Source organism: Paraburkholderia sabiae (assembly GCF_030412785.1).
Lineage (GTDB): Bacteria > Pseudomonadota > Gammaproteobacteria > Burkholderiales > Burkholderiaceae > Paraburkholderia > Paraburkholderia sabiae.
This window is the reverse complement of the sequence record NZ_CP125295.1, coordinates 1,708,583-1,734,038: the sequence shown is the minus strand read 5'-3', so window position 1 is coordinate 1,734,038 and position 25,456 is coordinate 1,708,583. Positions and strand designations below refer to the sequence as shown.

The 25,456-nt window shown below is 62.8% G+C and carries 22 protein-coding genes; 10 read left to right on the top strand and 12 right to left on the bottom strand.

Translation table 11 applies throughout. The features are described from left to right. Positions 1-176: 176 nt before the first annotated feature. Positions 177-932 (top strand): response regulator transcription factor, encoded by a 756-nt coding sequence (locus QEN71_RS07810; RefSeq protein WP_201658619.1) that lies wholly within the window; start codon positions 177-179, stop codon positions 930-932. A 75-nt stretch (positions 933-1,007) separates the two neighbouring features. On the opposite strand, the gene QEN71_RS07805 is transcribed toward QEN71_RS07810, so the two are convergent. Together QEN71_RS07805 and QEN71_RS07800 are read right to left on the bottom strand one after the other, a co-directional pair. Further along, entirely contained in the window at positions 1,008-1,325 is a 318-nt protein-coding gene (locus tag QEN71_RS07805) for a hypothetical protein (protein WP_201658622.1), read from the bottom strand. Between the two features lie 261 nt (positions 1,326-1,586). Further along, a complete protein-coding gene (locus QEN71_RS07800) occupies positions 1,587-3,404 on the bottom strand; it encodes an ATP-binding response regulator (protein WP_201658625.1) in 1,818 nt (605 codons plus the stop codon). A 329-nt stretch (positions 3,405-3,733) separates the two neighbouring features. Here QEN71_RS07800 and QEN71_RS07795 point away from each other — a divergent pair, with 329 nt between their 5' ends. Together QEN71_RS07795 and QEN71_RS07790 are read left to right on the top strand one after the other, a co-directional pair. Next, positions 3,734-4,546, top strand: a complete 813-nt coding sequence (locus QEN71_RS07795; RefSeq protein WP_201658628.1) for a hypothetical protein — start codon at positions 3,734-3,736, stop codon at positions 4,544-4,546. Positions 4,547-4,794: 248 nt separating this feature from the next. Then, a complete protein-coding gene (locus QEN71_RS07790) occupies positions 4,795-8,193 on the top strand; it encodes an alpha/beta fold hydrolase (RefSeq protein WP_201658631.1) in 3,399 nt (1,132 codons plus the stop codon). 54 nt (positions 8,194-8,247) lie between these two features. Here the strand turns inward: QEN71_RS07790 and QEN71_RS07785 are convergent, their stop codons facing one another. Both QEN71_RS07785 and QEN71_RS07780 read right to left on the bottom strand, forming a co-directional pair. Beyond that, positions 8,248-9,648 (bottom strand): FAD-binding oxidoreductase, encoded by a 1,401-nt coding sequence (locus QEN71_RS07785; RefSeq protein WP_201658633.1) that lies wholly within the window; start codon positions 9,646-9,648, stop codon positions 8,248-8,250. A gap of 8 nt (positions 9,649-9,656) precedes the next feature. Then, the gene (locus QEN71_RS07780; protein ID WP_201658638.1) at positions 9,657-10,664 is read right to left on the bottom strand and encodes an isopenicillin N synthase family dioxygenase; all 1,008 of its coding nucleotides are present in this window, start codon (positions 10,662-10,664) and stop codon (positions 9,657-9,659) included. Positions 10,665-10,952: 288 nt separating this feature from the next. Between QEN71_RS07780 and QEN71_RS07775 the strand changes: the two genes are divergently transcribed. The 5 genes from QEN71_RS07775 (at position 10,953) to hutC (QEN71_RS07755) (ending at position 14,973) form a co-directional block, all read left to right on the top strand. Beyond that, positions 10,953-11,792, top strand: a complete 840-nt coding sequence (locus QEN71_RS07775) for a transporter substrate-binding domain-containing protein (protein WP_201658640.1) — start codon at positions 10,953-10,955, stop codon at positions 11,790-11,792. Positions 11,793-11,872: 80 nt separating this feature from the next. Next, entirely contained in the window at positions 11,873-12,523 is a 651-nt protein-coding gene (locus QEN71_RS07770; RefSeq protein ID WP_201658643.1) for an amino acid ABC transporter permease, read from the top strand. Positions 12,524-12,533: 10 nt separating this feature from the next. Continuing rightward, positions 12,534-13,196 (top strand): amino acid ABC transporter permease, encoded by a 663-nt coding sequence (locus tag QEN71_RS07765; RefSeq protein ID WP_201658646.1) that lies wholly within the window; start codon positions 12,534-12,536, stop codon positions 13,194-13,196. Positions 13,197-13,234: 38 nt separating this feature from the next. Next, the gene (locus tag QEN71_RS07760; protein ID WP_290370865.1) at positions 13,235-14,101 is read left to right on the top strand and encodes an amino acid ABC transporter ATP-binding protein; all 867 of its coding nucleotides are present in this window, start codon (positions 13,235-13,237) and stop codon (positions 14,099-14,101) included. Positions 14,102-14,223: 122 nt separating this feature from the next. Continuing rightward, entirely contained in the window at positions 14,224-14,973 is a 750-nt protein-coding gene (hutC, locus tag QEN71_RS07755; RefSeq protein WP_223962714.1) for a histidine utilization repressor, read from the top strand. Positions 14,974-14,979: 6 nt separating this feature from the next. On the opposite strand, the gene hutC (QEN71_RS07750) is transcribed toward hutC (QEN71_RS07755), so the two are convergent. From hutC (QEN71_RS07750) to QEN71_RS07725, 6 genes are all read right to left on the bottom strand, one after another. After that, complete coding sequence (gene hutC, locus QEN71_RS07750) at positions 14,980-15,735, bottom strand: histidine utilization repressor (protein ID WP_201658649.1); 756 nt, start codon at positions 15,733-15,735, stop codon at positions 14,980-14,982. 33 nt (positions 15,736-15,768) lie between these two features. After that, complete coding sequence (locus QEN71_RS07745) at positions 15,769-17,376, bottom strand: HAL/PAL/TAL family ammonia-lyase (RefSeq protein WP_201658652.1); 1,608 nt, start codon at positions 17,374-17,376, stop codon at positions 15,769-15,771. 61 nt (positions 17,377-17,437) lie between these two features. Next, a complete protein-coding gene (locus tag QEN71_RS07740) occupies positions 17,438-18,229 on the bottom strand; it encodes an ABC transporter ATP-binding protein (RefSeq protein WP_201658656.1) in 792 nt (263 codons plus the stop codon). Between the two features lie 21 nt (positions 18,230-18,250). Beyond that, a complete protein-coding gene (locus QEN71_RS07735) occupies positions 18,251-19,003 on the bottom strand; it encodes an ABC transporter permease (RefSeq protein WP_201658659.1) in 753 nt (250 codons plus the stop codon). Positions 19,004-19,018: 15 nt separating this feature from the next. Continuing rightward, the gene (locus tag QEN71_RS07730; protein ID WP_201658662.1) at positions 19,019-19,741 is read right to left on the bottom strand and encodes an ABC transporter permease; all 723 of its coding nucleotides are present in this window, start codon (positions 19,739-19,741) and stop codon (positions 19,019-19,021) included. An 84-nt stretch (positions 19,742-19,825) separates the two neighbouring features. Next, positions 19,826-20,668 (bottom strand): transporter substrate-binding domain-containing protein, encoded by an 843-nt coding sequence (locus QEN71_RS07725; protein WP_201658744.1) that lies wholly within the window; start codon positions 20,666-20,668, stop codon positions 19,826-19,828. An 856-nt stretch (positions 20,669-21,524) separates the two neighbouring features. Here QEN71_RS07725 and QEN71_RS07720 point away from each other — a divergent pair. After that, a complete protein-coding gene (locus QEN71_RS07720; protein ID WP_201658665.1) occupies positions 21,525-21,875 on the top strand; it encodes a DUF4148 domain-containing protein in 351 nt (116 codons plus the stop codon). Positions 21,876-21,972: 97 nt separating this feature from the next. Continuing rightward, positions 21,973-22,770 (top strand): alpha/beta hydrolase, encoded by a 798-nt coding sequence (locus tag QEN71_RS07715; RefSeq protein WP_201658668.1) that lies wholly within the window; start codon positions 21,973-21,975, stop codon positions 22,768-22,770. 73 nt (positions 22,771-22,843) lie between these two features. Here the strand turns inward: QEN71_RS07715 and QEN71_RS07710 are convergent, their stop codons facing one another. Beyond that, positions 22,844-23,101 (bottom strand): hypothetical protein, encoded by a 258-nt coding sequence (locus QEN71_RS07710; protein WP_201658672.1) that lies wholly within the window; start codon positions 23,099-23,101, stop codon positions 22,844-22,846. A 362-nt stretch (positions 23,102-23,463) separates the two neighbouring features. After that, entirely contained in the window at positions 23,464-25,185 is a 1,722-nt protein-coding gene (gene poxB, locus QEN71_RS07705; RefSeq protein WP_201658675.1) for a ubiquinone-dependent pyruvate dehydrogenase, read from the bottom strand. Positions 25,186-25,456 lie beyond the last annotated feature (271 nt).

The following is a 25,456-nucleotide window of genomic DNA, read 5'->3' as shown; positions in this document are numbered from 1 at the left end:
GGACGGCCCACCGCTGGTCGGGCCGCAGGGAGTGCAGCGGGTTGCGATGCGCGGCGGCGAGAGCCCGGCGCGGCGCAGCCTTGCGGACGGATTGCGCGCAACGGGGAGCGCGCGGTCCGCCCGCGTCCCGACCGACAACATGGGCACAACACCGGCAGGGCAAAAGCGGAGACATCATGAAGTTTCTTGTAGCCGACGATCATGAACTGATCCGCCAGGGCGTCAAGGGTCTGCTACGCGGACTCGATCCCGACGCCACATTCGACGAAGCCGATACCTGGGAAACGCTCGCGGCCGCCGCAAGGCCCGACGCGAACCACGATCTGGCCATCGTCGATCTTCATATGCCCGGCATGACGGGCGCTTCTTCGCTGCAAATCCTGCTGAAAGAGAATCCGGCGCTGCCCGTGGTGGTGCTGTCGGCGGAAGAGTCGCCCGACGAAATGCGCGCCGTGCTCGCGGCGGGCGCGCTGGGCTTCGTGCCGAAGCGCCAGCCGGCGAGCGTGATGCTCAAGGCGATTGAACTGGTGCTGTCCGGCGGCGCGTATGTGCCGATGGAAGCGCTCAGCCTGCTCGGTTCGCGCGATGCCGCTGCGGCGACGGCATCGGCGGAAGCGGCGTCGACGTCAAACGCCACCGCCCTCGCCGCGCAGACGACGGCCGCGCCGCCCGATGCGGCGCCCATCGTTCGCGTCGAGGCGCTGCAGCCGCATCAGCAGCATCTGCTGGAGAATTTGTCGCCACGTCAGCAGGAAATCATGCGGCTCGTGCATCGCGGCTGGACCAACAAGATGATCGCGCGCGATCTCGGCGTCGCGGAAGGCACGATCAAGGTCCATCTGTCCGTGATTTTTCGCGCGCTCGGCGTGCACAACCGCGCGACGGCGATCGCCGTGATCAACGGCTGGCTCGAAGCCGGCAAGACGCTGTAGAGAAGGGAAAAAAGAAGGCGACAGAACGTCGCCTTCGGCAGGACGCGGCTGACGCAGCCGCGTTCGATACACGCGTCAGAGCATTTCCGTCGCGAGCGTAACGCCCAGCGCCACACCGCCGATCACGCCAATCACGCGGCCCAGCAGCAGCGCGTTCAGATCCTCGTCGAGGAGGAACTGGCTGCGGCGCTCGCGCAACACCGTGCGATGCAGCACAGGCATCGGAAACAGCAACGCGCACGACAGCGCCACGGGCAGCCCCAGACGCATCGCCATGTTCGCGTGATGCTCGGCGGGAATGCCGAGGTACAGCATGCCGACCACGAACACGGTCGTCAGCAGTGCGCCCACCAGCACGCCAGCGACGAGCCTGTCGGAAGGATGTCCATCCACTTCTACACCTCATTGATTCGATTGCCGCGCCGGTCGATGTGCCGCGCGCGTGGGTTGCCGGAAGCATTCGCGGCGGCGTCACGACGCCGCCGTTATCGCGAATGGGCTTATTTCAGCAGCCAGGCATGGCGCCCGTCGATCAGACGCTTCTCAAAAAAGCGCGTGGACGGGCGTGGGAAGAGATGAGGACGACGAATACGGTGGATGAAAAACGAACACACGAGCGGCGCGGCGAGGCGCGCCTGATACCGGTTGGCAAGATCAGCCGCGCGTCGTCGCGGGCTGCTCCAAGGTCGGCGGTAAAGCCACGTCCGCGACGGCGCCCGGCTGCTGCCACAGCATTTCGAGCGTGCGGCGCAGCCGCGCGGGCGTGACCGGCTTGTGCAGCACGGGAATGCCTTGCAGCGCCAGCGCCTCCAGTTCCACCGACGCCATATCGCCCGTAATCAGCAGCGTCACGACGCGCTCGCGGCCGCGTCGCCGCAGCGCGTCGCGCACGGCACCGAGCGCCTGCGCGCCCGTCCGGTGGTTGGCGAGCTGGTAGTCGCACAGCACGGCGTCGGGCATGAAGCCTTCGTCGATGGCCTGCAGCGCGTGACGCTCGTCGGGCACGCCGCGCACCACGCAGCCCCAGCGCCCGAGCAGACTCTGAATGCCTTCGAGAATCGCCGGCTCGTCGTCGATGCACAGCACGTGGCGCCCGAGCGCCGCCGCACCGCTCGCGGCCGAATCGTTGAGCCCCGCGACGATCCTCAGCGGATCGCCCGCGCGCACCGGAAAGCGGAATACCGAGCCGCGCCCCGGCGTCGAGCGCAACTGCAGCTGTCCGCCAAGCATCTCGACGAGCCGCTTGACGGTCGGCAGTCCGAGGCCGTGTCCCTGGCGCGCGTCGCGCTGCGGATTGGCGACCTGATAGAACTCCTCGAAGATGCGCTCCTGCTCGGCCTTCGGAATGCCGATGCCTGAATCGCGCACTTCGATATAGCCGCCCTCGCGCTGCCCTGCGCGCCGGAAGCCCATCCAGATCGCGCCGCCTTCCGTGTAGCGCACCGCGTTCGACAGCAGGTTGCTCAGAATCCGCTCCAGCAGCACGGGGTCGTCGTGAATCACGGCGTCCGTCGGCGCGATGCGCAGCGCGAGCCCTTTCGCCGCCGCCTGCGGCCAGTACTGGTTGCCGACGCGGTCGAACAGTTCCGAGAGCCGGAAATGCAGCCGGATGACCTGCGTGACGCCGCTTTCGAGCCGCGCCAGATCGAGCACCTGGTTGAACAGCTGGTTCAGCGCCTCGACGTTGTTGGCGATGTTGCTCGCGGTTTTCGTGTGCTGCACGGGCGTCGCCGTCGAATCGTTCAGCGACGCCGCGAGCAGCCCGATCGCATGCAGCGGCTGGCGCAGATCGTGGCTCGCGGCGGCGAAGAAGCGCGTCTTCGCGAGGCTGGCTTCTTCGGCGACGAGCTTCTGTGCGGCGAGCGACTCGGCGAGCGCCTGCTGGTCGACGCGCGCCTGCACGACGCGCTGGAACAGCTTGCGGTAGCTCAACGCGTAAACGTTGATCGCGCAGAAGAAGAACGCGAGGACGATCGCGAGAATCGTGCGGTCGAACGTGTGCGTGCCGAAGTGCAGCACGATCGCGGGCAGTAGCAGGAACGGAATCGCCGTCACGAAGTTGGCGACGTCGAAACCGTTCGACATGAACACGCCCGCCGCCAGCGTGACGAGCATCACCGTGTGGAGGATGGGGAGATCGGTGTGCGGGCTCTGGAACGCGAACCAGATGGCGAGCCCCGGCGCGCTGTAGAGCAGCGCGCCGCGCGCCGCGTGCAGGTTGATCCACGTGCGTGGCGACACGGCTTCGGGCCAGCGCCGGTTGCACATCCACAGCGCGAGGCTCGCGCAATTGGCGAAGCCGTAGAAGATGAAGCAGGCCGCGAAAAGATGCGGATGCGGGATGTTATTCCAGTAGATCGCCACCAGCACGGCGATCGAAAACCAGTGCGTGAAGAAGGCAATCGGGTCTTGCGCGTACAGCACGCGCACGAGGTCTTCGTCGATGGCGCGCTGGATGGGATCGGCCCGCATCGTGCGGTCTCCTTGTGTTGTCAAAACCGCTGCCGATTGCACCGGCCCGGGAATAAAACCCGTTCGCCGTCCGTCATACACCGGCACCGGTACAGTCTAAAGATAGTTTACCCGTCCTGCCGGCGGTTTACCCTTCAGCTATGACTTAATCCATATAGGCGGCGCCGCGTGCAAAAAGCATACTGGTTTCAACGATTCAACGATCAAGCGCGGCCGACAGCCTCTGAAGGTTCAGCTTCAAGACTTCATTTACGCCTGTTTGTCGAGGCTCCACCGGCGGATTCCCCCGCCCCAACCGCGCGCCTTGCCCCTTACCGATGGAGGCCTTCATGGGCGCAGTTCCGAGCCAGGTTTTCGCACGCACTCTCGACGATGCCGTCCTTCCCGAGTTGTGGCGCCGCCGCACGCAGCTCACGGATGACGAAATGATGTCGATGTACGACCTCGTGAAGCGCGCGCTGCGCACCTATCACCCGCTCGAATTGCACGCGCTCGGCGAAGACAAGGAAGAGCTCGTGCATCAGTTCATCTATACGAAGGTGCTGCGTCTTGCGCCCGGACACGTCGAATCGAAAGCCACGCCGGAAAGCGCCCCGTCCAACAGCTACGCGATCTGCGCTTACTTCCGCCGTTATCTGATCGACTGCCTGCGCAGCGCGAGCCATCAGCGCAATGTGTCGATGGAACATGAAGGCATGATGCAGGAAATCGATCTGCGGGCGCAGGCGCTCGAAGATCCCATCGAAAGCGTGCTGCTGCAATACGGCCTGAACGAGCAGTACGTGCGTGAAGCCGCGCGCGACTTCATCGCTTCGCTCGATTCGCCCGAGCGCATCGTGCTCGCGGGCAGCCTCGGCTGGTGCTCGGAAGCGAAAGGCGGTCTGTCGGCGGTGGCCGCGCAGCATCGGGTGCCCTCCTATCACTATCGCGCCGTCAAACTCGGTGTCACCATGAAGAAGACGGACGACGCCGCGCAGTTTTCGAACACGAAGATCGGTCAATGGCTGCGCGACGACCTCGGCATTGAAATCGACGCTGAAAACCGCGATGCCATCCTCGTCATCTTCAATCTGCTCGCGGCAGAAGCGACGGAAGCGGCGACCGCGCCCGATAACGACGAGATGATCGAAGCGGCTGCCTGAGACCTCTATTTGACATTTGACGTTTGACAATCCGGCAGGCTCGTTCAGCGTATCGAACGGGCCTGCCGCATTTCATTCCGCACGACACTCACATCACCGCACTTTTTGAATCACGCGGATAAACGCGCGTTTTCCCTTTGCATTTCGCTGCGCGGCGTCCAGGATAAAGAAGCTGCACGCAGCGAGCCGTCTCGATCGCCAGGACTCCCCCCCGTCTGGCGCACATTCCCTATAAGAGAGGTGGTCGAATGAACCGCTTGTCCAGCGCCCTCGCGGCGATGAAGGACCATTACGAGGTGGTGGTCGTGGGTTCCGGTTATGGCGGCGCGATTGCCGCGAGCCGCATGGCGCGCGCGAAACGCAGCGTGTGCCTGCTCGAACGCGGCCGCGAATTCATGGCGGGCGACTTCCCCGCCACGCAACTCGAAGGCGTCGCGCAGGTGCAGTACAACACGGGCGTCGCGCAGATCGGCTCGCCGCTCGCGCTGCTCGAAGTGCACGTGAATCCGGACGTGAACGTGGTGGTCGGCTGCGGGCTTGGCGGCACGTCGCTGATCAATGCGAACGTCGCGCTCAAACCCGACGAGCGTCTGTGGGACGACCCGCGCTGGCCCGCCGCCGTGCGCGCGGACAAGGCGAATCTCGACAAGTGCTACGCGCGTGCCACGACGATGCTCGGCGCGACGCCCGTCCCCGACGACTACCCGGATCTGCCGAAACTCGATGCGCTCGCGCTGTCGGCGAAACGGCTCGACATGAGCAAGCGTTTCTATCGTCCGCCCATCACCGTGACATTCAAGGATGGCAAGAACGCGGCGGGCGTCGACCAGAACCGCTGCACCGGATGCGGCGATTGCAATTCGGGCTGCAATCACGGCGCGAAAAACTCGACGCACATGAACTATCTGCCCGACGCCGTCTCGCACGGCGCGCAGATTTTCACGGGCGCGGCCGTGCACTCCGTAGTGCGCGATGAGGAACGGGGCCTCTGGCGCGTCCGCTATCAGCCGGCCGATCTGAAGCGTGAGTTGTACGACGCGCCGGAAATGTTCGTCACAGCCGATATCGTCATTCTCTCGGCGGGCACGCTCGGTTCGACGGCGATTCTGCTGCGCTCGAAGGAGTCCGGCTTGCCCGTCTCGAAGCAACTCGGCGAGCACTTCACGGGCAATGGCGACGTGCTCGCTTTTGCGTTCAACACCGACAAGACGATCAACGGCGTCGGCTGGGGCACGCATCCCGCCGGCGACATTCCGCCCGTCGGACCGTGCATCGCGGGCATCATCGATCATCGCGACACGCCGAACGTGAAAGACGGCTTCGTGATCGAAGAAGGCACGATTGCTGCGCCGATCGGCCTCGGCCTGATGGGCGTGCTCGGCGTTTCGGCGCCTGCAGAAGGCGTCGAAATGCCCGACCCGGACGGTGATCCGCCGCTTGCAGACGAAGCGCGTATCGCCGAGAGCATTCTGCGCGGCCCGTATCACGGCGCGATGCGCAACACGCAGACGTGGCTCGTGATGGCACACGATGACGAAAGCGGCCAGATCACCGTCGAAAGCGGCCGTCCGCGTGTGAGCTGGCCGAACACGGGCAAGCAGGCGATCTACGAGACCGTCGAAAAGACGCTGATTGATGCGACCAGTGCACTCGGTGGCGTGTATGTGCGCAATCCGATTTCCAGCGACATGTTCCAGAACCGCACCGTCACCGTGCATCCGCTGGGCGGCTGCGGGATGGCGGAAGATGCCGCGCATGGTGTCGTCGATCAGGCGGGCCGCGTGTTTTCCGGTGTGGACGGCAACGCGGTGCACGAAGGGCTGTACGTGATGGACGGCGCAGTGGTGCCGCTGTCGCTCGGCGTGAATCCGCTGCTGACCATATCCGCGCTCGCCGAGCGCAACTGCGCGCAGCTTGCGCAGTCGCACGGCTGGCAGATCGACTACGATTCGGCGGGCAACACGGCCCCGCCGCCCGCACCGAAGATCGGCCTGCGCTTCACCGAGACGATGATCGGCACGTACTACGCAGGCGACGTCAAGCCCGAAGGCCAGCAGGACGACCGCGCGCAAGGCACGCCGATCAGCTTCACCGTGACGGTCGTGTCCGACGATCTCGACGACATGCTCGCGAATCGCCAGCATCAGGCGCATATGATCGGCACGCTGACCTGCACTGCGCTGTCGCCGCAGCCGATGACCGTCAGCGATGGCATGTTCAATCTGTTCGTCGTCGACGAAACGAATGTCGACCGGCGCAACATGAACTACCGGATGACGCTCGATACCGTCGACGGCAAGCAGTTCTATCTGACAGGTCAGAAGATCATCACGCACACGTCGCTGACGGAATTGTGGACGCAGACCAATACGCTCTACGCAAAAGTGCGCGAATCCGCTGATGAGAACGCCCCCGTGACCGGTCACGCGACGCTCATCATCACGCCGGAGAATTTCCTCAAGCAGCAGCGCACGATCGAAGTGACGAATGCACCCGATCTGGAAACGCGTCTCGCGTATACGCTGAAATTCGGCCGCTTTTTTGCGGGTGTGCTGTACACGGAATACGGCGGCGTCGCGGCGCCGCTGCAATACTTCGATCCCGATGCGCCGCCGCGCGTGCGCCGCACGCTGCGCGCGCCCGCGCCGCAGATCACCTACTTCAATACGGAAGACGGCAAGACGTTGCGGCTCGCGCGGTATCACGGCGGCGACAAAGGACCGTTACTGCTGATTCATGGCTCGGGCGTATCGAGCCGCATCTTTTCGACGGACCTGATTGGCACGAATCTCGTCGAGTTTCTGTGCGCCGCACACTACGACGTGTGGCTCGTCGATCTGCGCGTGAGCATCGAATTGCCGAGCGCGACCGAACGCACGACAGCCGACGAAATCGCGCGCTACGACATTCCCGCCGCCGTCGCGAAGGTGCGCAAATTGACGGGCGCCGATCAGATCCAGGTGTTCGGCCATTGCCTGGGCGCGCTGGCGTTCAGCATGTCGCTGATGTCGGGGCTCAAGGGCGTGCGCTCCGCCGTGCTGTCGCAGGTCTCCGCGCATCCTGTACCGGGACTCTTGCAGCGGATCAAGGCAGGTCTACATACGCCGCAGATTCTCCAGCATCTCGGCATCAAGGACATGACCGCTTATACGCAGCACGCGAAGTGGCCGCACAATCTGCTCGACGAAGCGCTGAAGTTCTTCCCCGTCGAACATGACGAAACGTGCAGCAGCCCGGTGTGTCATCGCGCGACGTTTCTCTACGGGCTGCTCTACGAGCACGCGCAACTCGACGAACAGTTGCACGCAAATCTGCAGGAGCTATTCGGCATTCATGATGTCGAGCTGTTCAACCAGCTTGCGGCGATGGTACGCGCGGGGCATGTGGTCGATGCGAATGGCGACGACGTGTATATGCCGAACATCGACGGCATGAAGCTGCCCATCGCGTTCATTCACGGCACGGAAAATCTCTGCTATCTGCCGACCAGCACCGAGATGACCTACGACCTGCTCGTCGAGCGCTTCGGTGCCGACAACTACGAGCGGCATCTGATCGAAGGCTATGGACACATCGATTGCGTGTTCGGCAAGCGCGCGGCGCTCGATGTGTTTCCGACCATCGTCAGGCATCTGGACGCGCATTGAATGTCGTGACAGTTCGTCATGAATGCCACGGCATTCATGACGAACGCACCAACGCTAGAACAGTTTCCCCGGATTCAGGATGCCGTTCGGATCGAGCGCATGCTTGATCGCCTTCATCACGGCGAGTTCTTCCGGCGAGCGCGATACGGGCAGAAACTCGCGCTTGAGCGACCCGATGCCATGCTCCGCCGATACCGATCCGCGCAGCGGCGCGAGCATTTCATAGACGAGTGCATATACGTCGTGATGATCGACGCCGGGCACGGAATGTCCGTCGACGGTCACATGCAAATTCGAATCGCCGATATGGCCGAAGAAGTACGATTCGTTGCCCGGCCATGTGCGATCAAGCGCCACGCGGCAACGATCGACGAACGCGCCGATCTCGCCGATCGGCAAGCTCACGTCGAAGTTGATCGGATCGAGCTTCACGGGGAATTCCGCCGTGCATTCGCGGATCGCCCACAGCGCGCGCGTATCGGCAACGGATTGTGCGATCACGGCATCGCGGATCGCGGTTTCGTCGAGTGCGTCATTGAGCACGTTGGCGAAGCGCGAACCGTCGTCATCGGCATCGAAGCTCGCGTGTTCGATCAGCGCGTACAACGGATGCGCTTCGTTGAAAGGCGAACGCGCGCCCGTCAGCTTCACGCCGAAATCGAAGAAATCAGGCCACATGATTTCGAACGCGCCGATGTCGTTGCCGAAGCGCGTCGAGAGTCGACGCAGCAGATTCACCGCCTGCTCGTAGTCATTCAATGCAACAAGCGCCGTGTGGCGCGACGCACGCTGCGGCTGCAATTTCAGCACCGCGCGCGTGATCACGCCGAGCGTGCCTTCCGAACCAATGAACCAGTGCTTCAGGTCATAGCCCGTATTGTTCTTCACCATCTTGTTCAGCGAACTCAACACCGCGCCGTTCGCGAGCACGACTTCGAGGCCGAGCACCTGATCGCGCGCTGTGCCCGATTGAATCACACGATTACCGCCCGCGTTCGTCGCGAGATTGCCGCCGATCTGGCACGAGCCGCGCGCGCCGAGATCGAGCGCGAGTTCGAAGCCCGCTTGCGCCGCAGCTTCCTGCGCGGTTTGCAGCGTGGTGCCTGCACGCACCGTAATGGTCGCCGCCGCGCTGTCGATTTCCTCGACGCCCGCAAGCCGATCCAGCGACAACGCGATATCGGATGCACGCGCAATCGCGCCGCCTGCGAGCCCTGTCATGCCGCCTTGCGGCACCACACTCTGGCGCGCGTCATTGCAGATCATCAGAGCGCGTGCGACCTGTTCCGTCGTGCGCGGCAGCAGCAATGCAGCGGGACGTGTCGGTTCGTGACGCGTCCAGTCCGTCATCGAACGCTCGCCGATTTCATCGCCGACACGCACGGCGTCGTCGCCCAATGCTTCGCGCAACGCGGCCAAGGTGGATGCAAGCGTTGCGCCTTCGTTCAATGTCATGCGGTTCCTTATGTCGTTCCTTGCGCTGTCGCCAGCTTCTTCCGGTAGCCCATAGAACTGTTGATGCGACCCAGAATATAGTCGCCCGCCGCGACGGGTTCGTACTTGCTGTCGCCATCCGCCGTGCCCAGATCGCGCGGATCGACGGTCGACGTGTACGTCGGATCGTAGAACGTCGCGATCGAATAGCGCTCCCGGCCCGATGCGTTGATCACGCGATGCAGCGTCGAACGGAAGCGATCGTTCGTCCAGCGCGCCAGCAGATCGCCGACATTCACGACGAAGCTGCCCTCGATGGGCGGCGCCTCGATCCACGTATCGTTCGCGATCTCGCGCACCTGCAGGCCGCCCACGCGATCCTGCCACAACAGCGTGATGCAGCCGTAGTCGGTATGCGGCGCGACGCCGAACTGCTCTTCATCCGATTGCGGCGGCTGCGGCGGATAGTAGACCATCTGCGTGCGCTGCATGCGCTTCGTGTAGCGCGACGCAAAAAAATCTTCGCTCACGCCGAGACCCGTCGCCACCGCGCGCAACAGATCCGCGCCGCACGCGCCCACTTCCTCGTAATAGCCGTACAACGCGGGCTGCAACTCGGGCATGAAATCCGGCCAGTTGTTCGGCCCACGCAGCGCCTGTCCTGCGAGCACATCGGGATCGTCCTCGGGCAACTCGAGACCGATGCTGTAGAACTCCTTGTAGTCAGGACGCTTCGCCTGATACATCGTCGCATCGCCGAGCGCATTGAAGCCGCGATGCCGGTGATTCACGGCCGCGCGCCGCTTCGTTTCGACGGGATACGCAAAGAACTTGCGCGCCGCCTGTTCCGCGCGATCGATGGCCGCTTGCGGCACGCCATGATTGACGATGTAGAAGAAGCCGATCGTCGTGCACGCATCGCGTATTTCGCGGCCCGCGCGTGCGAGCGCATCTCGGTCGCCGCTGCGCACGCCGGCCAGATCGATGATGGGAATGCGCGTCGTGGCCGCCGTAGTAGATGCGCTCGTTGCCGGCATCGCGAGACTCCTTCATATGAGAACGATTGACCTGACGATTCGATGCACACGCACTTCTTCATCGCACGCGGATCGTCGAGAGTTTCACGTTGTATATACCGCCAAAAGCGCAATCGCAAGTTGCGTTGCACCCGCATTCATTCTTCTGCACAGAGAGTGCCCGCAACATTAGGGTTTGACAGCATGCGATTATTTTTTTCGCGCAAAACCAGCGGTATATACTGCCTCGCATGACTCGCGCCCCTGCCATGTCGAGCGCGGCACCGCTTTGCCAACGGGAGAATCTCAATGGGTATCTTTGCAGGCTGGAAGTGTCGTCTCGCGATGGTGGCGTTCTGCGCCGCCGCATCCGTTGCCAGCGTCAGCGCACACGCGGAAGACCAACTCGCGAAGGTCAAGAAAGCGGGCGAGCTTGTCGTCGGCACGGAAATGCAGTTCGCGCCGTTCGACTTTCTCGAGAACGGCCAGCAGGCAGGCTTCAACAAGGACCTGTTCGCCGAAGTCGGCAAAGAACTCGGCGTGAAGGTGCGCTTCATCGATCTGCCCTGGCCGAGCGTGCTGCCCGGCCTCGAAGCGGGCAAGTTCGATATGGTCGGCGGCCCGCTCACCGTGACGAAGGCGCGCATGGAACGCTACACGTACACGCTGCCCGTCGCCGATGCCACCGACGCGTTCCTCAAGCGTGCGAACGATACGTCCATCAAGCAATCGTCGGATGTCGTCGGCAAAACGGTCGGTGCGGGTAAAGGTTCGGCACAGCTCGATCAGCTGAAGGCCTACATCGCCACGCTGCCGAAGCAGCCCGAAGTGCGCGAATACGTCGACAACAACCAGGCATATGCGGACCTCGCAGCGGGCCGCATCGCCGCCGTCGCCAACTCGATGACGAACATCGCGTACGTCGCGAAGCAGCGTCCCGAGACATTCGCCGTCGTCACGCCGCCGTTCGGCGCGAAGGTGTACTTCGCGTACTGCCTGCGCAAAGACGCGGACAGCAAACCGCTCGCCGATGCGTTCAACGCCGCGATCGTGAAGATGCACAACGACGGCCGTCTCGCGTCCTTGCAGAAGAAGTGGTTCGGCGTCGCGATGGACGCGCCCACTACGATGCCCACGCCCAACTACTGATGCCCTGATTCGCGCGGCGGCTGCGCAAGTCCATTTGCGCAGCGCGCCGTCTGCATGTCCTCTCCTGCAGGCAACAGGCCATGTTCAGCGCCCACGTTTTCGCTCAAGGTTTTCCGCTGCTGCTCCAAGCCGCGCTCGCGACCATCGGCATTTCGCTGACGGGACTCGTGATCGGCTTCTTCGTCGGGATCGGCGTGTGCTCGGCGCGGCTGTCGTCGAATGGGTTTGCGCAACGCTTCGGCGGCGCATACGTGTTCTTCTTTCGCGGCGTGCCGATGCTCGTGCAACTGCTGCTCGTCTATTACCTGCTGCCGTTTGTCGGCATCAACGTGTCGCCCATCGTTGCCGCGATCAGCACGGTGTCGCTGTGTTCCGCTTCGTATATCGCGGAAATTCTGCGCGGCGGCTTCATGAACATTCCGCCCGGACAGATGGAAGCCGCGCGCATGCTGGGTCTTTCCCCCATCGACATGCTGCGTCGCATTCAGGTGCCGCAAGCGTTCCGCATGACGCTGCCATCGCTCGTCAACGAAATGGTGCTATTGATCAAGGCGTCGTCGCTGATTTCGGTAGTCGGCGTGGCCGAGATTACGCGCACTGCGCAGAACATCGCGGCCAGCACCTACCGGCCGCTCGAAGCGTATCTCGCGGCGGGCCTCATCTACTTCGTGATCTGCGGCGCGCTGGCACTCGTTGCGCACGCCGCCGAACATCGGCTGATGCACACCTGAGGACGGCACGATGCAGCAATTCGATCCCACCGTCATTACGCACAATCTGCAGCCGATCGCAGCCGGTCTCGCGACGACGCTCGGCACGTGGATCGTCGGCGTCGTGATCGGCCTGCTGATCGGCTTCCTGATCGCCGTGCTGCAGCTCTTTTGCGGACGCTGGGCGCGCGGCATTCTGCGCGTGTATATCGAGCTGTTTCGCGGCACGCCGTTTCTCGTGCAGCTCTTTCTGCTCTACTACGGCGGACCGTCCATCGGCCTCACGCTCGAACCGTTGACCGCCGGTGTGCTCGGTCTCGGCCTGTATGGCAGCGCCTATTTCGCGGAAGCGTTCCGCTCCGGTTTTCAATCGATCCCGCGCGGTCATCTCGAAGCCGCGTCGTGTCTTGGGCTCACACGCTGGCAAGCCGTGCTGCGCATTCAGGTGCCGCAGATGCTCGTGCTGATCGTGCCCGCACTCACTAACCTGATCATCGTGCTCAGCAAGGAAACAGCCGTGCTGTCGATCGTCACCGTGCCCGAACTCACGTTCGTGCTGACGGGCATCGGCTCGGCCACCTTCGCGTTCGTCGAAACGCTGCTTGTTTTGTGCGTGTGCTATCTCGCGCTCGTCGAGCTCACGTCGCGCGCCGGCATGTGGGCGGAAGCGCGCATCGCCCGCTTCATGGCCTGAGGCGCGAACGTCAACCGCAAGCGTGACCGGAAATCATCATGAATGCACCCGTCGACATGCCCGCTTCTTCCACTCTCGCGTCGATGCAAACCAGCCGGGCACCGCTGATCGAAGTACGCGATCTGCGCAAGCGCTTCGGCGACAACGAAGTGCTGCGCGGCGTCGATCTCGACATCAACCGCTCGGAAGTGGTCTGCATCATCGGACCGTCGGGCTCGGGCAAGAGCACGCTGCTGCGCTGCCTCGCCGCTTTGGAAACGTACGATCAGGGCGACGTGCGTATCGAAGGCGAGCTGCTCGGCTATACGGAGCGCAACGGCAAACGCGTGCGTTCGTCGCAGGGCGAGATTAACCGCGTGCGCCGCAACGTCGGCATGGTGTTTCAGCAGTTCAATCTGTGGCCGCATATGACGGCGCTCGGCAACGTGATGGAAGCGCTGCTCCGCGTGCGCAATCTGTCGCGCGACGAGGCGAAGCAACGCGCCAATGCGATGCTCGAAACCGTGGGTCTTGCGCACAAGGGCGATGCGTATCCGGCGAAACTCTCGGGCGGTCAGCAGCAGCGCGTGGCGATTGCACGCGCGCTCGCGATGGAACCGCACATCATGCTCTTCGACGAGCCCACTTCCGCGCTCGATCCGGAACTCGTCGGCGAAGTGCTGCAGGTGATGAAGCAGCTTGCGCGCGACGGCATGACAATGGCCGTCGTCACGCATGAAATGGGTTTCGCCGCGCAGGTCGCCGATAAAGTCGTGTTCATCGATCAGGGACGTATCGCTGTGCAAGGCAAGCCGCAGGATGTCTTTCACGATGCGAACCAGCCGCGTCTACGGCAGTTCCTGCAAAACTACTTCGACCGCAACGCGTTCTGGTCACGCGGCGCGGACAGCGCGGACCCGGTATGAGCGCCCGCCTCCACTGACGCAGCGCACCGATGCCCGCTCCCGTCATCCGCGACAAGCTACGCACGCGAGCGCTTGCGGAAACACGCAAGCCGCGCAAGCCACGCGGGCCGAGTGTGCGTGACATGACGGCGGACACAGCAGACGGAGCGCAACCCGCCGCGCGCTACGAACAGGTCAAGCAGTACATCCGCAACACGATCGAATCAGGCGAACGCCGCGCCGGCGATCGCATTCCATCGGAACTCGATCTCGTCGAATCGCTTGGCGTGTCGAGAATGACGGTGAACCGCGCGTTGCGCGAACTCACGCATGAAGGACTGTTGACGCGCGTGTCGGGTGTCGGCACGTTCGTCGCTGAAACCAAGCCGCAATCCACGCTGCTGATGATCGCGCATATCGGCGACGAGATCCGCTCGCGCGGCCACGAATACAGCTATCAGACCGTGCTGTCGCAACGCGAAGTGGCGCCCGTCAATGTGTCGAATGCGTTAGGGCTACCGCCGGGGGCGTCGGTGTTCCATGTGATCTGCGTGCATCGCGAGAATGGCTTGCCCGTGCAACTCGAAGACCGTTACGTGAATCCCGCCATCGCGCCGGATTTCATCGAACAGGATTTTTCGACGATACGCCCTTCGGAATATCTGTTCAGCGTCGTGCCCGCACACGATGTCGAGCATGTCGTCGATGCCGGTCTGCCGAGTCGCGCGGAAGCCGAACTGTTGCAGATCGCACCCGAAGAACCGTGCCTCACGCTGATGCGCCGCACGTGGACGAGCGGTGTCGCGGTGACGTTCGCGCGCTTCGTGCATCCGGGCACGAGGTACCGGCTGGGATGCCGGTTCGTGCCGGATACATCGCAGCGGCAGGGATAAATAACGCTAGACGTTCCCGGCCAGATGAAACCGTGACGCCGGATGCCACAGCTGTACCGACGTCGCGACATGTTCGCCGACCCACGTCCGACGCTGCAGCATCAGGCAAGGTTCGCCGATCTCCATCATCAAGTGACGGCGCACGTGTGCGTTCGGCTTCTGCGCGTAGATGCGAAACTCGGCGCGCTGGATCGGCGCGAGACGCACCATGTAGTGATTCGGCGTTTCGATCGTGAAGTCCTGATTCAGATAATCAGGAAACACGCGCGGATTCACATAACGGTCTTCATACTGGATCGGCTCGCTCTCTTCGTTGTGCACGATGCGCGAGTGGAACACAGGACCTTTGGTGAGCACCAGCGCATCGAGTGCGAGCGGATCGTCGCTTGATTCGAGTGTCAGCACGCGCGCCGAATGCCGATGACCGCGCGCGGCGATTTCATCGGCGATGTTGCGGATTTCGAGCACCGTCGATTCATACCGTTGCGGCGCGACATACGTGCCCGAGCCTTGCACGCGCGTGAGCACGCGTTCCGTCGTCAATTCACGCAGCGCACGCGACACTGTCATGCGCGCGACGCCGAATTCCTTAACCAGTTCCGCTTCCGAAGGAATCAGTCCGCCCGGTTTCCACACGCCCTCTTCAATCTGCGCGATCACATAGCGCTTGATCTGCTCGTACGCGGGCATCGCCTTGCCCGGCGTCGTGCGTGCGCCGGCGGAATGATGTTCGGTAGTCTCCATGTGCCCGTTTATCGTCATGTTTGCGTCGGCCTCGTGGGTTGCACACATTCCTTATGCAGCCGATTGCGGCGCTTGCTGTGCAGCGCCTGTCGGATCGTTCGCGGCATGCGCGGCGAAGCCCGCATGATCGCCGTGCGTGGTCGCTGACGGCACGTTGCCCGACGCAGGCGGCAACGGTGGCGCGGCTTCGCCGATCATGCGGAACGCAGCGGCCATGTCGTCGGCGAGCGGACGATCGTCGCGATACGTCGGCACGATCGCGCGCACGCGACGCCACAACCCGTCCGTATGCGGCGCGCGCGGCGCATCGACGGGTTGCAGGTCGTACGCCTGCGCGGCGGCCAGCAGTTCGATCGCGACGATGCGGCCCGTGTTGTCGACGATCTCCAGCGCCTTCAGCGCGGCGGGCGTCGCGTGACACAGATGATCTTCCTGCAAGCCCGACGTGATGCCGCCATCCAGACTCGCGGGCGCGGCGAGGCGCCGGTTCTGCGCGACGAGCGATGCCGCCGTGTACTGCGCGATCATGAAGCCGGAACACGTGCCGCCCGGCTCCGCGAGAAACGCGGGCAAGCCGCTCACAAGCGGATTGACGAGCCGGTCGAGACGCCGTTCGGCCATCGCTGCGACCTGCGCGATGGCTGTCGCGAGACTGTCCATCGCGAGTGCGATCGAGGCGCCCACTGCATGCGCTTGCGAATACACACGCGGCGCATCCGGCGTGCCCGCGACGATCGGGTTGTCGGTGATCGACGCGAGTTCGCGATTCACAACTTCGGCGGTTGCATCGAGCACGTCGCGCGCCGCGCCGTGCACGTGCGGAATCGTGCGCATCGACAGCGGGTCCTGCGTGCGCTGCCCGACCACCGATGCAAGAATCCCGCTCTCGGCAAGCGCGTTACGCATGCGTTCACCGACGAGATTCAACCCTGGTGACACGCGCAATGCGAGTGAATCGGGATCGAATGCAGCGAGTTGGCCGCGCAGATTTTCGAAGCTCATCGCGGCAATTGCATCGGTCCAGTCGAGCACGCGTTCGGCGCGCGCCAACGCGAGCGCTGCAAGTCCCGTCACGCACGGCGTACCGTTGATGAGGCTCAGACCTTCCTTCGCTTCGAGCACGAGCGGTTCACGTCCGAGCTGTCTCAGTGCATCGCGTCCGCTGATCCGTTCGCTGCCGTGGCGCACATGACCTTCGCCGATGCACACCAGCGCGATATGCGCCATATGGCTCAGATAACCCACAGAACCGAACGCGGGCACTTCGGGGATATAACCTGCATCGAGCAACGCGACGAGCTGATCTACGATCTCGAGCCGCACGCCCGAATGTCCATGCGCGAAGTTGTTGACGGCGGCCGCCATGATCGCGCGCGTTTCCGCGACGCCGAGCGCCGCGCCGACACCGACCGCATGGCTCATCAGAATGTTGCGCGACAGCGCGCGCTGCTCCGACGGCGACACGATCACATCGCACAGCGCGCCGACACCCGTATTCACGCCATACGCGCGAATGCCGCGCTCGACGATCTGCTCGACCAGCACGCGCGCCGCCGTGACACGTGCGCGCGCGGCTTCGGACAAGACGAGCGGCTCGCCGGCCGCAACCGCGGCCAGTTCGCGCCAGTTCAGGGGACGCTCGGTTCGGATGACAGCCATGATGTTGCCTTTCTCGTGACGTGTGCTGCTTGGCTCGGTTGCTTCAGTTGTTTCGGTTGCGTCAGTTCGTCGTGCGCGAATGATGGCTCGACACGAACTGCCTGAATCGGTCGGACTTGAGTTCGCCGAACACTTCGTCGGGCGTGCCGTCGCATTCCGTCTGCCCTTGATGCAGGAACATCACGCGATTCGACACATGCCGTGCAAAGCCCATTTCGTGCGTGACGACCAGCATCGTGCGTCCTTCTTCGGCAAGCGAGCGCATCACGCGCAGCACTTCGCCGACGAGTTCGGGATCGAGCGCGGAAGTCGGCTCGTCGAACAGCATCACTTTCGGATGCATCGCGAGCGCACGCGCAATCGCAACGCGCTGCTGCTGGCCACCCGACAGATGCGCCGGATAATGCCCGCGCTTTTCAGCGAGACCCACTTTCGCGAGCAGTGCTTCCGCTTCTTCGACGGCTTCGGCGCGGCTGCGCTTTTGCACGCGCATCGGACCTTCGATCAGGTTCTCGAGCACCGTCATGTGCGACCACAGATTGAAGTTCTGAAACACCATGCCGAGTTGCGAGCGGATGCGATCGACCTGCTTGCGATCGTCCGGTTGCAGCTTGCCGTCCTTGCGGCGCTTCATCTTCAACGTCTCGCCCGCGAGCGCGACGCTGCCGTCGTCCGGCGTTTCGAGCAGATTCAGACAGCGCAGGAACGTGCTCTTGCCCGAGCCGCTTGCGCCGAGAATCGAAATGACGTCGCCTTCGTGCGCGTCGAGCGAAATGCCCTTCAGCACGTGATGGTCGCCGAACGACTTGTGGATGTTATGGACCGACAGTGCAACGGGTGCCGTAGCGTTCATGAGATTCTCCGGAATGGGCCGTCAGGGTGCGGCACGACGTGCTTCGGTGGCGGACGGAATCGCGCGCGGCGCGGCGTTCACAGGCATCGCGCGGAGATGCTGCGACAGACGCCGTTCGAGCAAACCAAGCAGACGCACGATGACAAAGTTCAGGAACAGATAGATCAGCGCGGCGCAGATGAACACTTCCGTCGTGCGATACGTCTGCTGGATGATCTGCTGCGCGACGCCCGTCACTTCCCACACGGTGACGAGACTCGCGAGTGCCGTCGACTTGACGAGCAACACCGCTTCCGTCGAATACGCGGGCAAACACTGACGCAATGCAATCGGACCGATGATGCGGCGCAGAAGCGAGAAACCCGACAGGCCGATCGAATAGCCCGCTTCGATCTGACCGACGGGCACGGCCATCAGACCGCCGCGAATGATTTCCGCCGTATAGCCCGCAGTACAAAGGGCCAGCGACAGCACCGCGCACACATACGGCTCGCGCAGCACGGGCCACAGAAAGCTCTCGCGGATCACGCCGAACTGGCCGAGCCCGTAGTAGACGAGAAACATCTGGATCAGCAGCGGCGAGCCGCGAAACACGAGAATGTACGCACGCGCAAAGCGATTGGGCAGCCAGTGCGGCGACACGCGCATCGTAACGATCACGAGCGACAGCAGGCCGCCCAGCACCAGCGAAGAAAAGAACAGGCCCAACGTGGTCGGCACAGCCCCGAGCAACTGGCGCAGCGTGTCGAACAGAAAGTCGAAATCGAAAGACATGGTGGCGCTCCGTCGTCAGTTGCGCGCGAAGTTGCGCCGGAAGGATCGGGCCACGCGTGCTTCAGCGTGGTTGAAGACGCGGTTCGAGAAGACCGTCATCACCAGATACAACGCGCCGCCAACAACGAAGAACAGGAAGTACTGATGCGTCGAACCTGCTGCGATCTGGCTTGCGCGCAGCAGTTCCGCGAGACCCGTCACCGAGATCAGCGCGGAGTCTTTGAGGCTCAGCTGCCACACGTTGCCGATGCCGGGCAGCGCGAAACGCAGCACTTGCGGAATAAGAATGCGGCGGGCCATCGTCATGGTCGGCATGCCGATGGAACGCGCCGCTTCGAGTTCACCCTTCGATACCGCGAGCACCGCCGAGCGATACACCTCGGCCTGATACGCGCCCGAGATCATGCCGACCGCCAGCGCGCCGATCACGAACGGCGGCACGCCGACGAAGCCTTCGGCGCCGAACCATTGGCCGACCGTCGTCACGAGCGTCGAACCGCCGAAGTAAAACAGATAGATGACGAGCAGTTCCGGCACACCGCGAAACACCGTCGTGTACAGATCGCCGAGCACGCGCGCCGTGCGAAAGCGCGACAGCTTCGCCGCCGCGATGATCGCGCCGAACACGGCGCCGACTGCGAGCGCCGCGAGCGTCAACGCGATGGTCATCAATGCCGCGAGCAGCAACACGCCGCCCCAGCCTTCCTGCCCGAAGCCGAGCGTCTCGATCAGAGCCATGGCTTACTCCTCATCCCTGCTTTCGCGGGTCGTTCAAAACAAGTCAGGCGCGCGCGATTTTCCGCGCGCGCATACGGCGGTCGATCAAGGCGTGACGTCGGTCTTGAACCACTTGTCGGAGAGCTTCTTAACGGTGCCGTCTTTCAGTGCATCGGCGATGGCCGTGTCGAACTTCGCCTTCAGGTCCGCGTCCTGCTTGCGGAACGCGAGGCCTTCGCCCGGACCCCAGATCGGGCCGCCGATCTTCGGTCCTGCCATCGAGATCTGCGCCGATTCCTTCTTGTCAGCATTGGCTGCGTAGTAGGTCACGTCGTCGAACGATGCGTCGATGCGACCATTCGCCAGATCGAGATCACGTTCCGGCGAGGTCTTGTAGACGCGGATCGTCGCGATGTCCTTGAAGCCGTCGTTGATGAATTTCGTGTAGACCGTGCCCGACTGGATGCCGATCGTCTTGCCCTTCAGCTGCTTGCGCAGTCCGTCGACGGTCGGCTGGTCCGTCTTCGCGTCGCCCGTCAGCTTGACGACGGGTGCACCCGCCGCGGCCTTCGGCAGGATCTTCGTGTCGGAGACGGCAAACGTCGCGGGCGTCGCAGCGTACGGGCGCGAGAACGCGATGATCTTCTCGCGTTCCGGCGTGATGGAGATCGCGTCCATCAACACGTCGAACTTGCCAGCCTGCAGGCCGGGGATCATGCCGTCCCAGTCTTGTGCAACCAGGTTGCACTGCAGCTTGATGCGCTGGCACAGGTTCGCAACCAGCTCGGGCTCGAAGCCGCCCAGCTTGCCGCCCGGCAACGTGAGATTCCACGGCGCGTAGCCGCCTTCCAGCGCGATCGTCACGCTCTTCCATTCCTTCGCCTGAGCGGGCGCGCCGGCGAGCGCCGTGGCCGTCAGGACCACGCCCATCATTACCTTCGACAACATAGTGCGGTCTGCCTTCTTCACCTTCACGTCGAATCTCCTTTTCGTCTGAACGGGTCCCTTCGCTCGTAGCGCGCCGGACATGTATAGACAAGTCTGCATGAGGTCAAAAATGATCGCAACTGAAATTCCCGAAAATAATTGAATTGTTCGGGTATGCCCTTACGCCAAGGGGCTTTCAACGCCCTTCTGGCCCGCACGAGCGGTCGTTAAAGCTGCGCCAGGACGGTGCAGCTGACTAGACAGGTTGGCGAATTGCGTGCCAATCGTGCACCGGATTGGGATGAAGCAGCTCGGAGCCGTCCATGCTTGCAGCGATGAAAGCCAGCTTTCATGAGACTTCCGGTTCATACGTTGGTATGGGCCGCGAGAACCTTCGGCGTGATCGGCTCATCTGCGCAGCGGCATCGCGTCAGACGGCGGAATGAACGCGTGGCGCTCGCGTCATCCGAAGGTTCTGATGATTCAACGATAGTAGGTCATCGCTCGTGCGGATGTACGGCTGGAGCGCGAGACGCCGCCGCACTACATTACGTGCATTGGCTGGCCGATCTGATGAAGAACATTCGGCGGGCCGATCTGAAGGCCCAGATTCACGCAAGAAAAAAAGTTTGGCTAGCCGGGAATGAAGTTCGACGTCGCTGTGTTTGCCTCAATGTAGCAAGCGAAAACGAAACAGATTCACAAGCAGGGCAAGACCAGACAGCTTTACGACAGCAGTTCATGCAGCAGCTTTAACGACGTTTTTTAGCTAACCCGCCCGTTCAGATTGAACGCGGTTTATTCAGGATGCCGAACCTTATTCGGCTCCATGTTCGAGCGGATCGGAAGTCTGAACACACACATCTGGAGTTACATCATGAAGAAGATCTTTGTTTGCCTCGCAGTTGCCGCTGGTGCACTCGCCGCCCCCGCTCTGAGCTTCGCGCAATCGAATGCTCCCGTCACGCGGGCCGAAGTCCGCGCCGATCTGGTTCGCCTCGAGAAGGCGGGGTATCAGCCGGCCGTTGGCGAAGACGTCAACTACCCCGCCGACATCCAGGCAGCGGAAGCGAAGGTCGCCGCGCAAGACGGTAACAAGCTGACGAACGATGCAGTCGGCGGTGTCGCGCAAACGTCCATGTCGTCGGGCAAGCCGGCTCGCAGCGCGATGAGCCACGACACGTGCGTCGGCCCCGTCAGCTACTGCAACATTTTCTTCGGCAGCTAATGGCGCGCAACTGACCCTGCGCCGCCGCTGTCACGCGCAGGGTCGTGCCCGCATCGCATTCTGGTCTGTTTCCTGTATCTGATTTACGGAGTCTCTTGTGAAAAGTTCGCTGTACATCGCCGCGGCCCTTGCCTTGTCGACCGGTCTTCTCGCTTCTTCCGGTGCGATGGCGCAAGACACCCAGGCGGCGCACGCGCCCGTCAGGAACATCGTTCTCGTGCATGGCGCATGGGTCGACGGTTCGGGCTGGAAGCCCGTCTACGACATCCTCACCAAAGATGGTTATCACGTCAGCGTCGTGCAGGAACCGCTGACATCACTCGACGACGACGTCGCTGCGACGAAACGCGTGCTCGATCTGCAGGACGGCCCGGCCATTCTCGTCGGTCACAGCTACGGCGGCTCCGTGATCACGGAAGCCGGCGTCGATTCGCACGTAGTTGGTCTCGTGTATGTCGCCGCGCACGCACCGAATGTCGGCGAAGACGAAGCTGCACTCGGCAAAGGCAAACCGAGCTATACGTCGAAGCAGCCGGGCGCGGTCGAAAAGACGGGCGACGGTTACACGTATCTGAATCCGTCCGTATTCCCGAAAGATTTCGCCGCCGATCTGCCGCTGAAACAGGCGCAATTCGAAGCGCGTTCGCAGATGCTGACGGCCGCGAAGGTGTTCTCGCAACCGCTGACGGCCGCCGCATGGACGACCAAGCCGAGCTGGGGCATCGTCGCGGGCGCCGACCAGATCATCAATCCCGATCTGGAGCGCTGGTACTACGAGCGCGCGCATAGCCACACTACCGTGATTCCGGGTGCGAGCCACTCGGTCTACGAATCGCGTCCGCAGCAGGTGGCGGCCGTGATCGAAGACGCTGCGAAGCACGCGCAGCAGCAGTAAGTAATACGCATGCAGCAAAAACGACGCGGCGCGCCCACGAGGCGCGCCGTTTTTCATGTTGCAGCCGATCTGCTCAGTTGCCGAAATAGATGTTGCACTGCGGCCCTGTCGAGCAATTGCGCGAGTGCTGCATCGGCAAGCCCGATGAGCTGCGCGTATCCGTCGCGCCGCCATACGACATATCCGTCGTGGCCTGCGCCGATGCGTTGGCATTGTTCTGCATCATGGCCTTCGAAGGCTCATTGCTCTGCGCCATATCGTCTGCCCATGTCGCGGCAGGGATGGCCATCAGCAATGCGCCCGCCAGGGGTAACGCCGTCAGGATCTTCATGTCGAACTCCTTCCATGCAGACGAATCGCCACGCCTGGCATTGCGATTCGCCGGACGCCCATCAGCGCCTGCGTCATCTGCATCGTTTCGACCGATATCCGCAAGCGCGACATCGCGCGCCGCAGCCACCCACGCTGCAGCGTGCCCTTATTGTGCATGCGATTGATTGGCTCAAGCGCCCGAGTCTGTCGGGCGGCGCAGCGCGGCGCGAAAAACGCCGGTTTTTGATGGTTTGACTATCGGCCGCGCAAAGAAGGTCCGCACTGCTGCTTCTGTTATAGACCTTTGGAACGAGACTGCAATGGCTGTTGCCGCATTGCAATGCGGCGCGCATCGACTGGCGAAGCGCGCCGCATGGTCGTTTAGCGCAAATTGGTTTTCACCAGCTCGACGATTTCATCGCCGCGTCCGTTGAGAATCGCGCGCAACATGTAGAGGCTGAAGCCCTTGGCCTGCGACAGCTCGATGGTCGGCGGCATCGCGAGTTCGTGCTTCGAGGTGACGACATCGACGAGCGCCGACCCCTGATGCGCGAACGCTTCCTTCAATGCACCGGGCAGTTCTTCCGAATCCTCGACGCGAATCGAAAAAATGCCCGCACCTTTCGCGATCTGCGCAAAATCGGTCTTGCTCAGATCGACGTTGGTGTCGAGATAGCCGCCCGCCTTCAGTTCCATCGACACGAACCCGAGCAGGCTGTTGTTGAACACGACGACCTTGATGGGCAGATCCAGCTGACGCGCGGTGAGCAGATCGCCGAGCAGCATCGACAGGCCGCCGTCGCCCGACAGCGACACCACTTGCCGCCCCGGATGCGCCGCCTGCGCGCCGAGCGCCTGCGGCATCGCGTTGGCCATCGATCCATGATTGAACGAGCCGTGCAACTGCCGCTTGCCGTTCATTGTCAGATAGCGCGCGGCCCATAGCGTCGGCGTGCCGACGTCGGCGGTGAAGATCGCATCCTCAGTCGCGGATTCGTCGATGATTCGCGTCAGGTATTGCGGATGAATCGGCGCACCGGGATCGGACGGCGTTGCGAGTTCGTCGAGATCGCGGCGCGCTTCTTCGTAGTGCGCCGTGGCCATATCGACGAACGTACGATCGTCCTTGCGCTTGAGCTTCGGCAGTAGCGCCGCGACGGTCTCCTTCACGGTGCCGACGAGGCCCATTGCGAGCGGCGCGCGCTTGCCGAGTTGCGAGCCTTTCCAGTCGATCTGCACGACCTTCGCTTCGGGCGGATAGAACGGCCGGTACGGAAAATCGCAGCCGAGCAATAGCAGCACGTCGCACGACATCATCGCGTGATAGCCGGAGCTGAAGCCGATCAGGCCCGTCATACCGACGTCGAACGGATTGTCGTACTCGATGAACTGCTTGCCGCGCAGCGCGTGGACGACGGGCGCGCCGAGCGTATCGGCGAGTTTCACGACTTCGTCGTGCGCGCCTGCGACGCCGCTGCCGCACATGATCGTGACCGCTTCGCAGTCGTTGAGCATGGTCGCGAGTTTCGCGAGTTCGCTATCGGGCGGCAGGATCGCGGACGGCGCCGTGGGATTCCACACGGGCGGTTGCGACGGCCCTTCGCTGAGCGCGATATCGCCGGGCAGCACGATCACCGCGACGCCGCGCTGCTCGATGGCTGTGCGCATCGCGCGTTCGAGCACGCGCGGAAACTGCGACGCGTTGACGACCAGTTCCGCGAAATGGCTGCATTCCTTGAAGACTTCTGTTGGATGCGTTTCCTGGAAGTAGCCGAGGCCGATTTCCGTCGACGGAATGTGTGCTGCGATTGCCAGCACGGGTTGCTGGTTGCGGTGACAGTCGTAAAGACCGTTGATCAGGTGCAGGTTGCCAGGGCCGCAGCTGCCCGCGCAGACCGCGAGCTGGCCGCTCGAGGCAGCGTCGGCGCCTGCTGCGAAGGCGGCTGCCTCTTCGTGGCGTGTGTGCATCCAGCGGATCGAACCGACCTGGTCGAGGCTGAATGCCAGGCCGTTCAGGCTGTCGCCTGTAACGCCCCAGATTCGTTTGACGCCTGCGGCGGCCAGGGTTTTTGCAAGGTAGTCCGCGATTGTGTTCTTTGCCATGTGCTTTCCATGAAAAAGGGGTTTTGTCTGCGACGCTAGTTGCTATTCTGGGTTTCTCGGTGTTGGTGTCTTTTTTTGCTGGCATCCGTGATTTCGTATCTGCACTTCAGGCGTTGCTCCTGTGTGGCATCCGCGAATTCTTTTTGGTGCTTCGTGCGTTGCCCCCTGTGTGGCATCCGCGAATTCGTAGCGGTGCTTCTTGCGTTGCCCCTGTGCGGGGCGGCACCTACTTTTCTTTGCCGCTGCAAAGAAAAGTAGGTGCCGCCCCGCA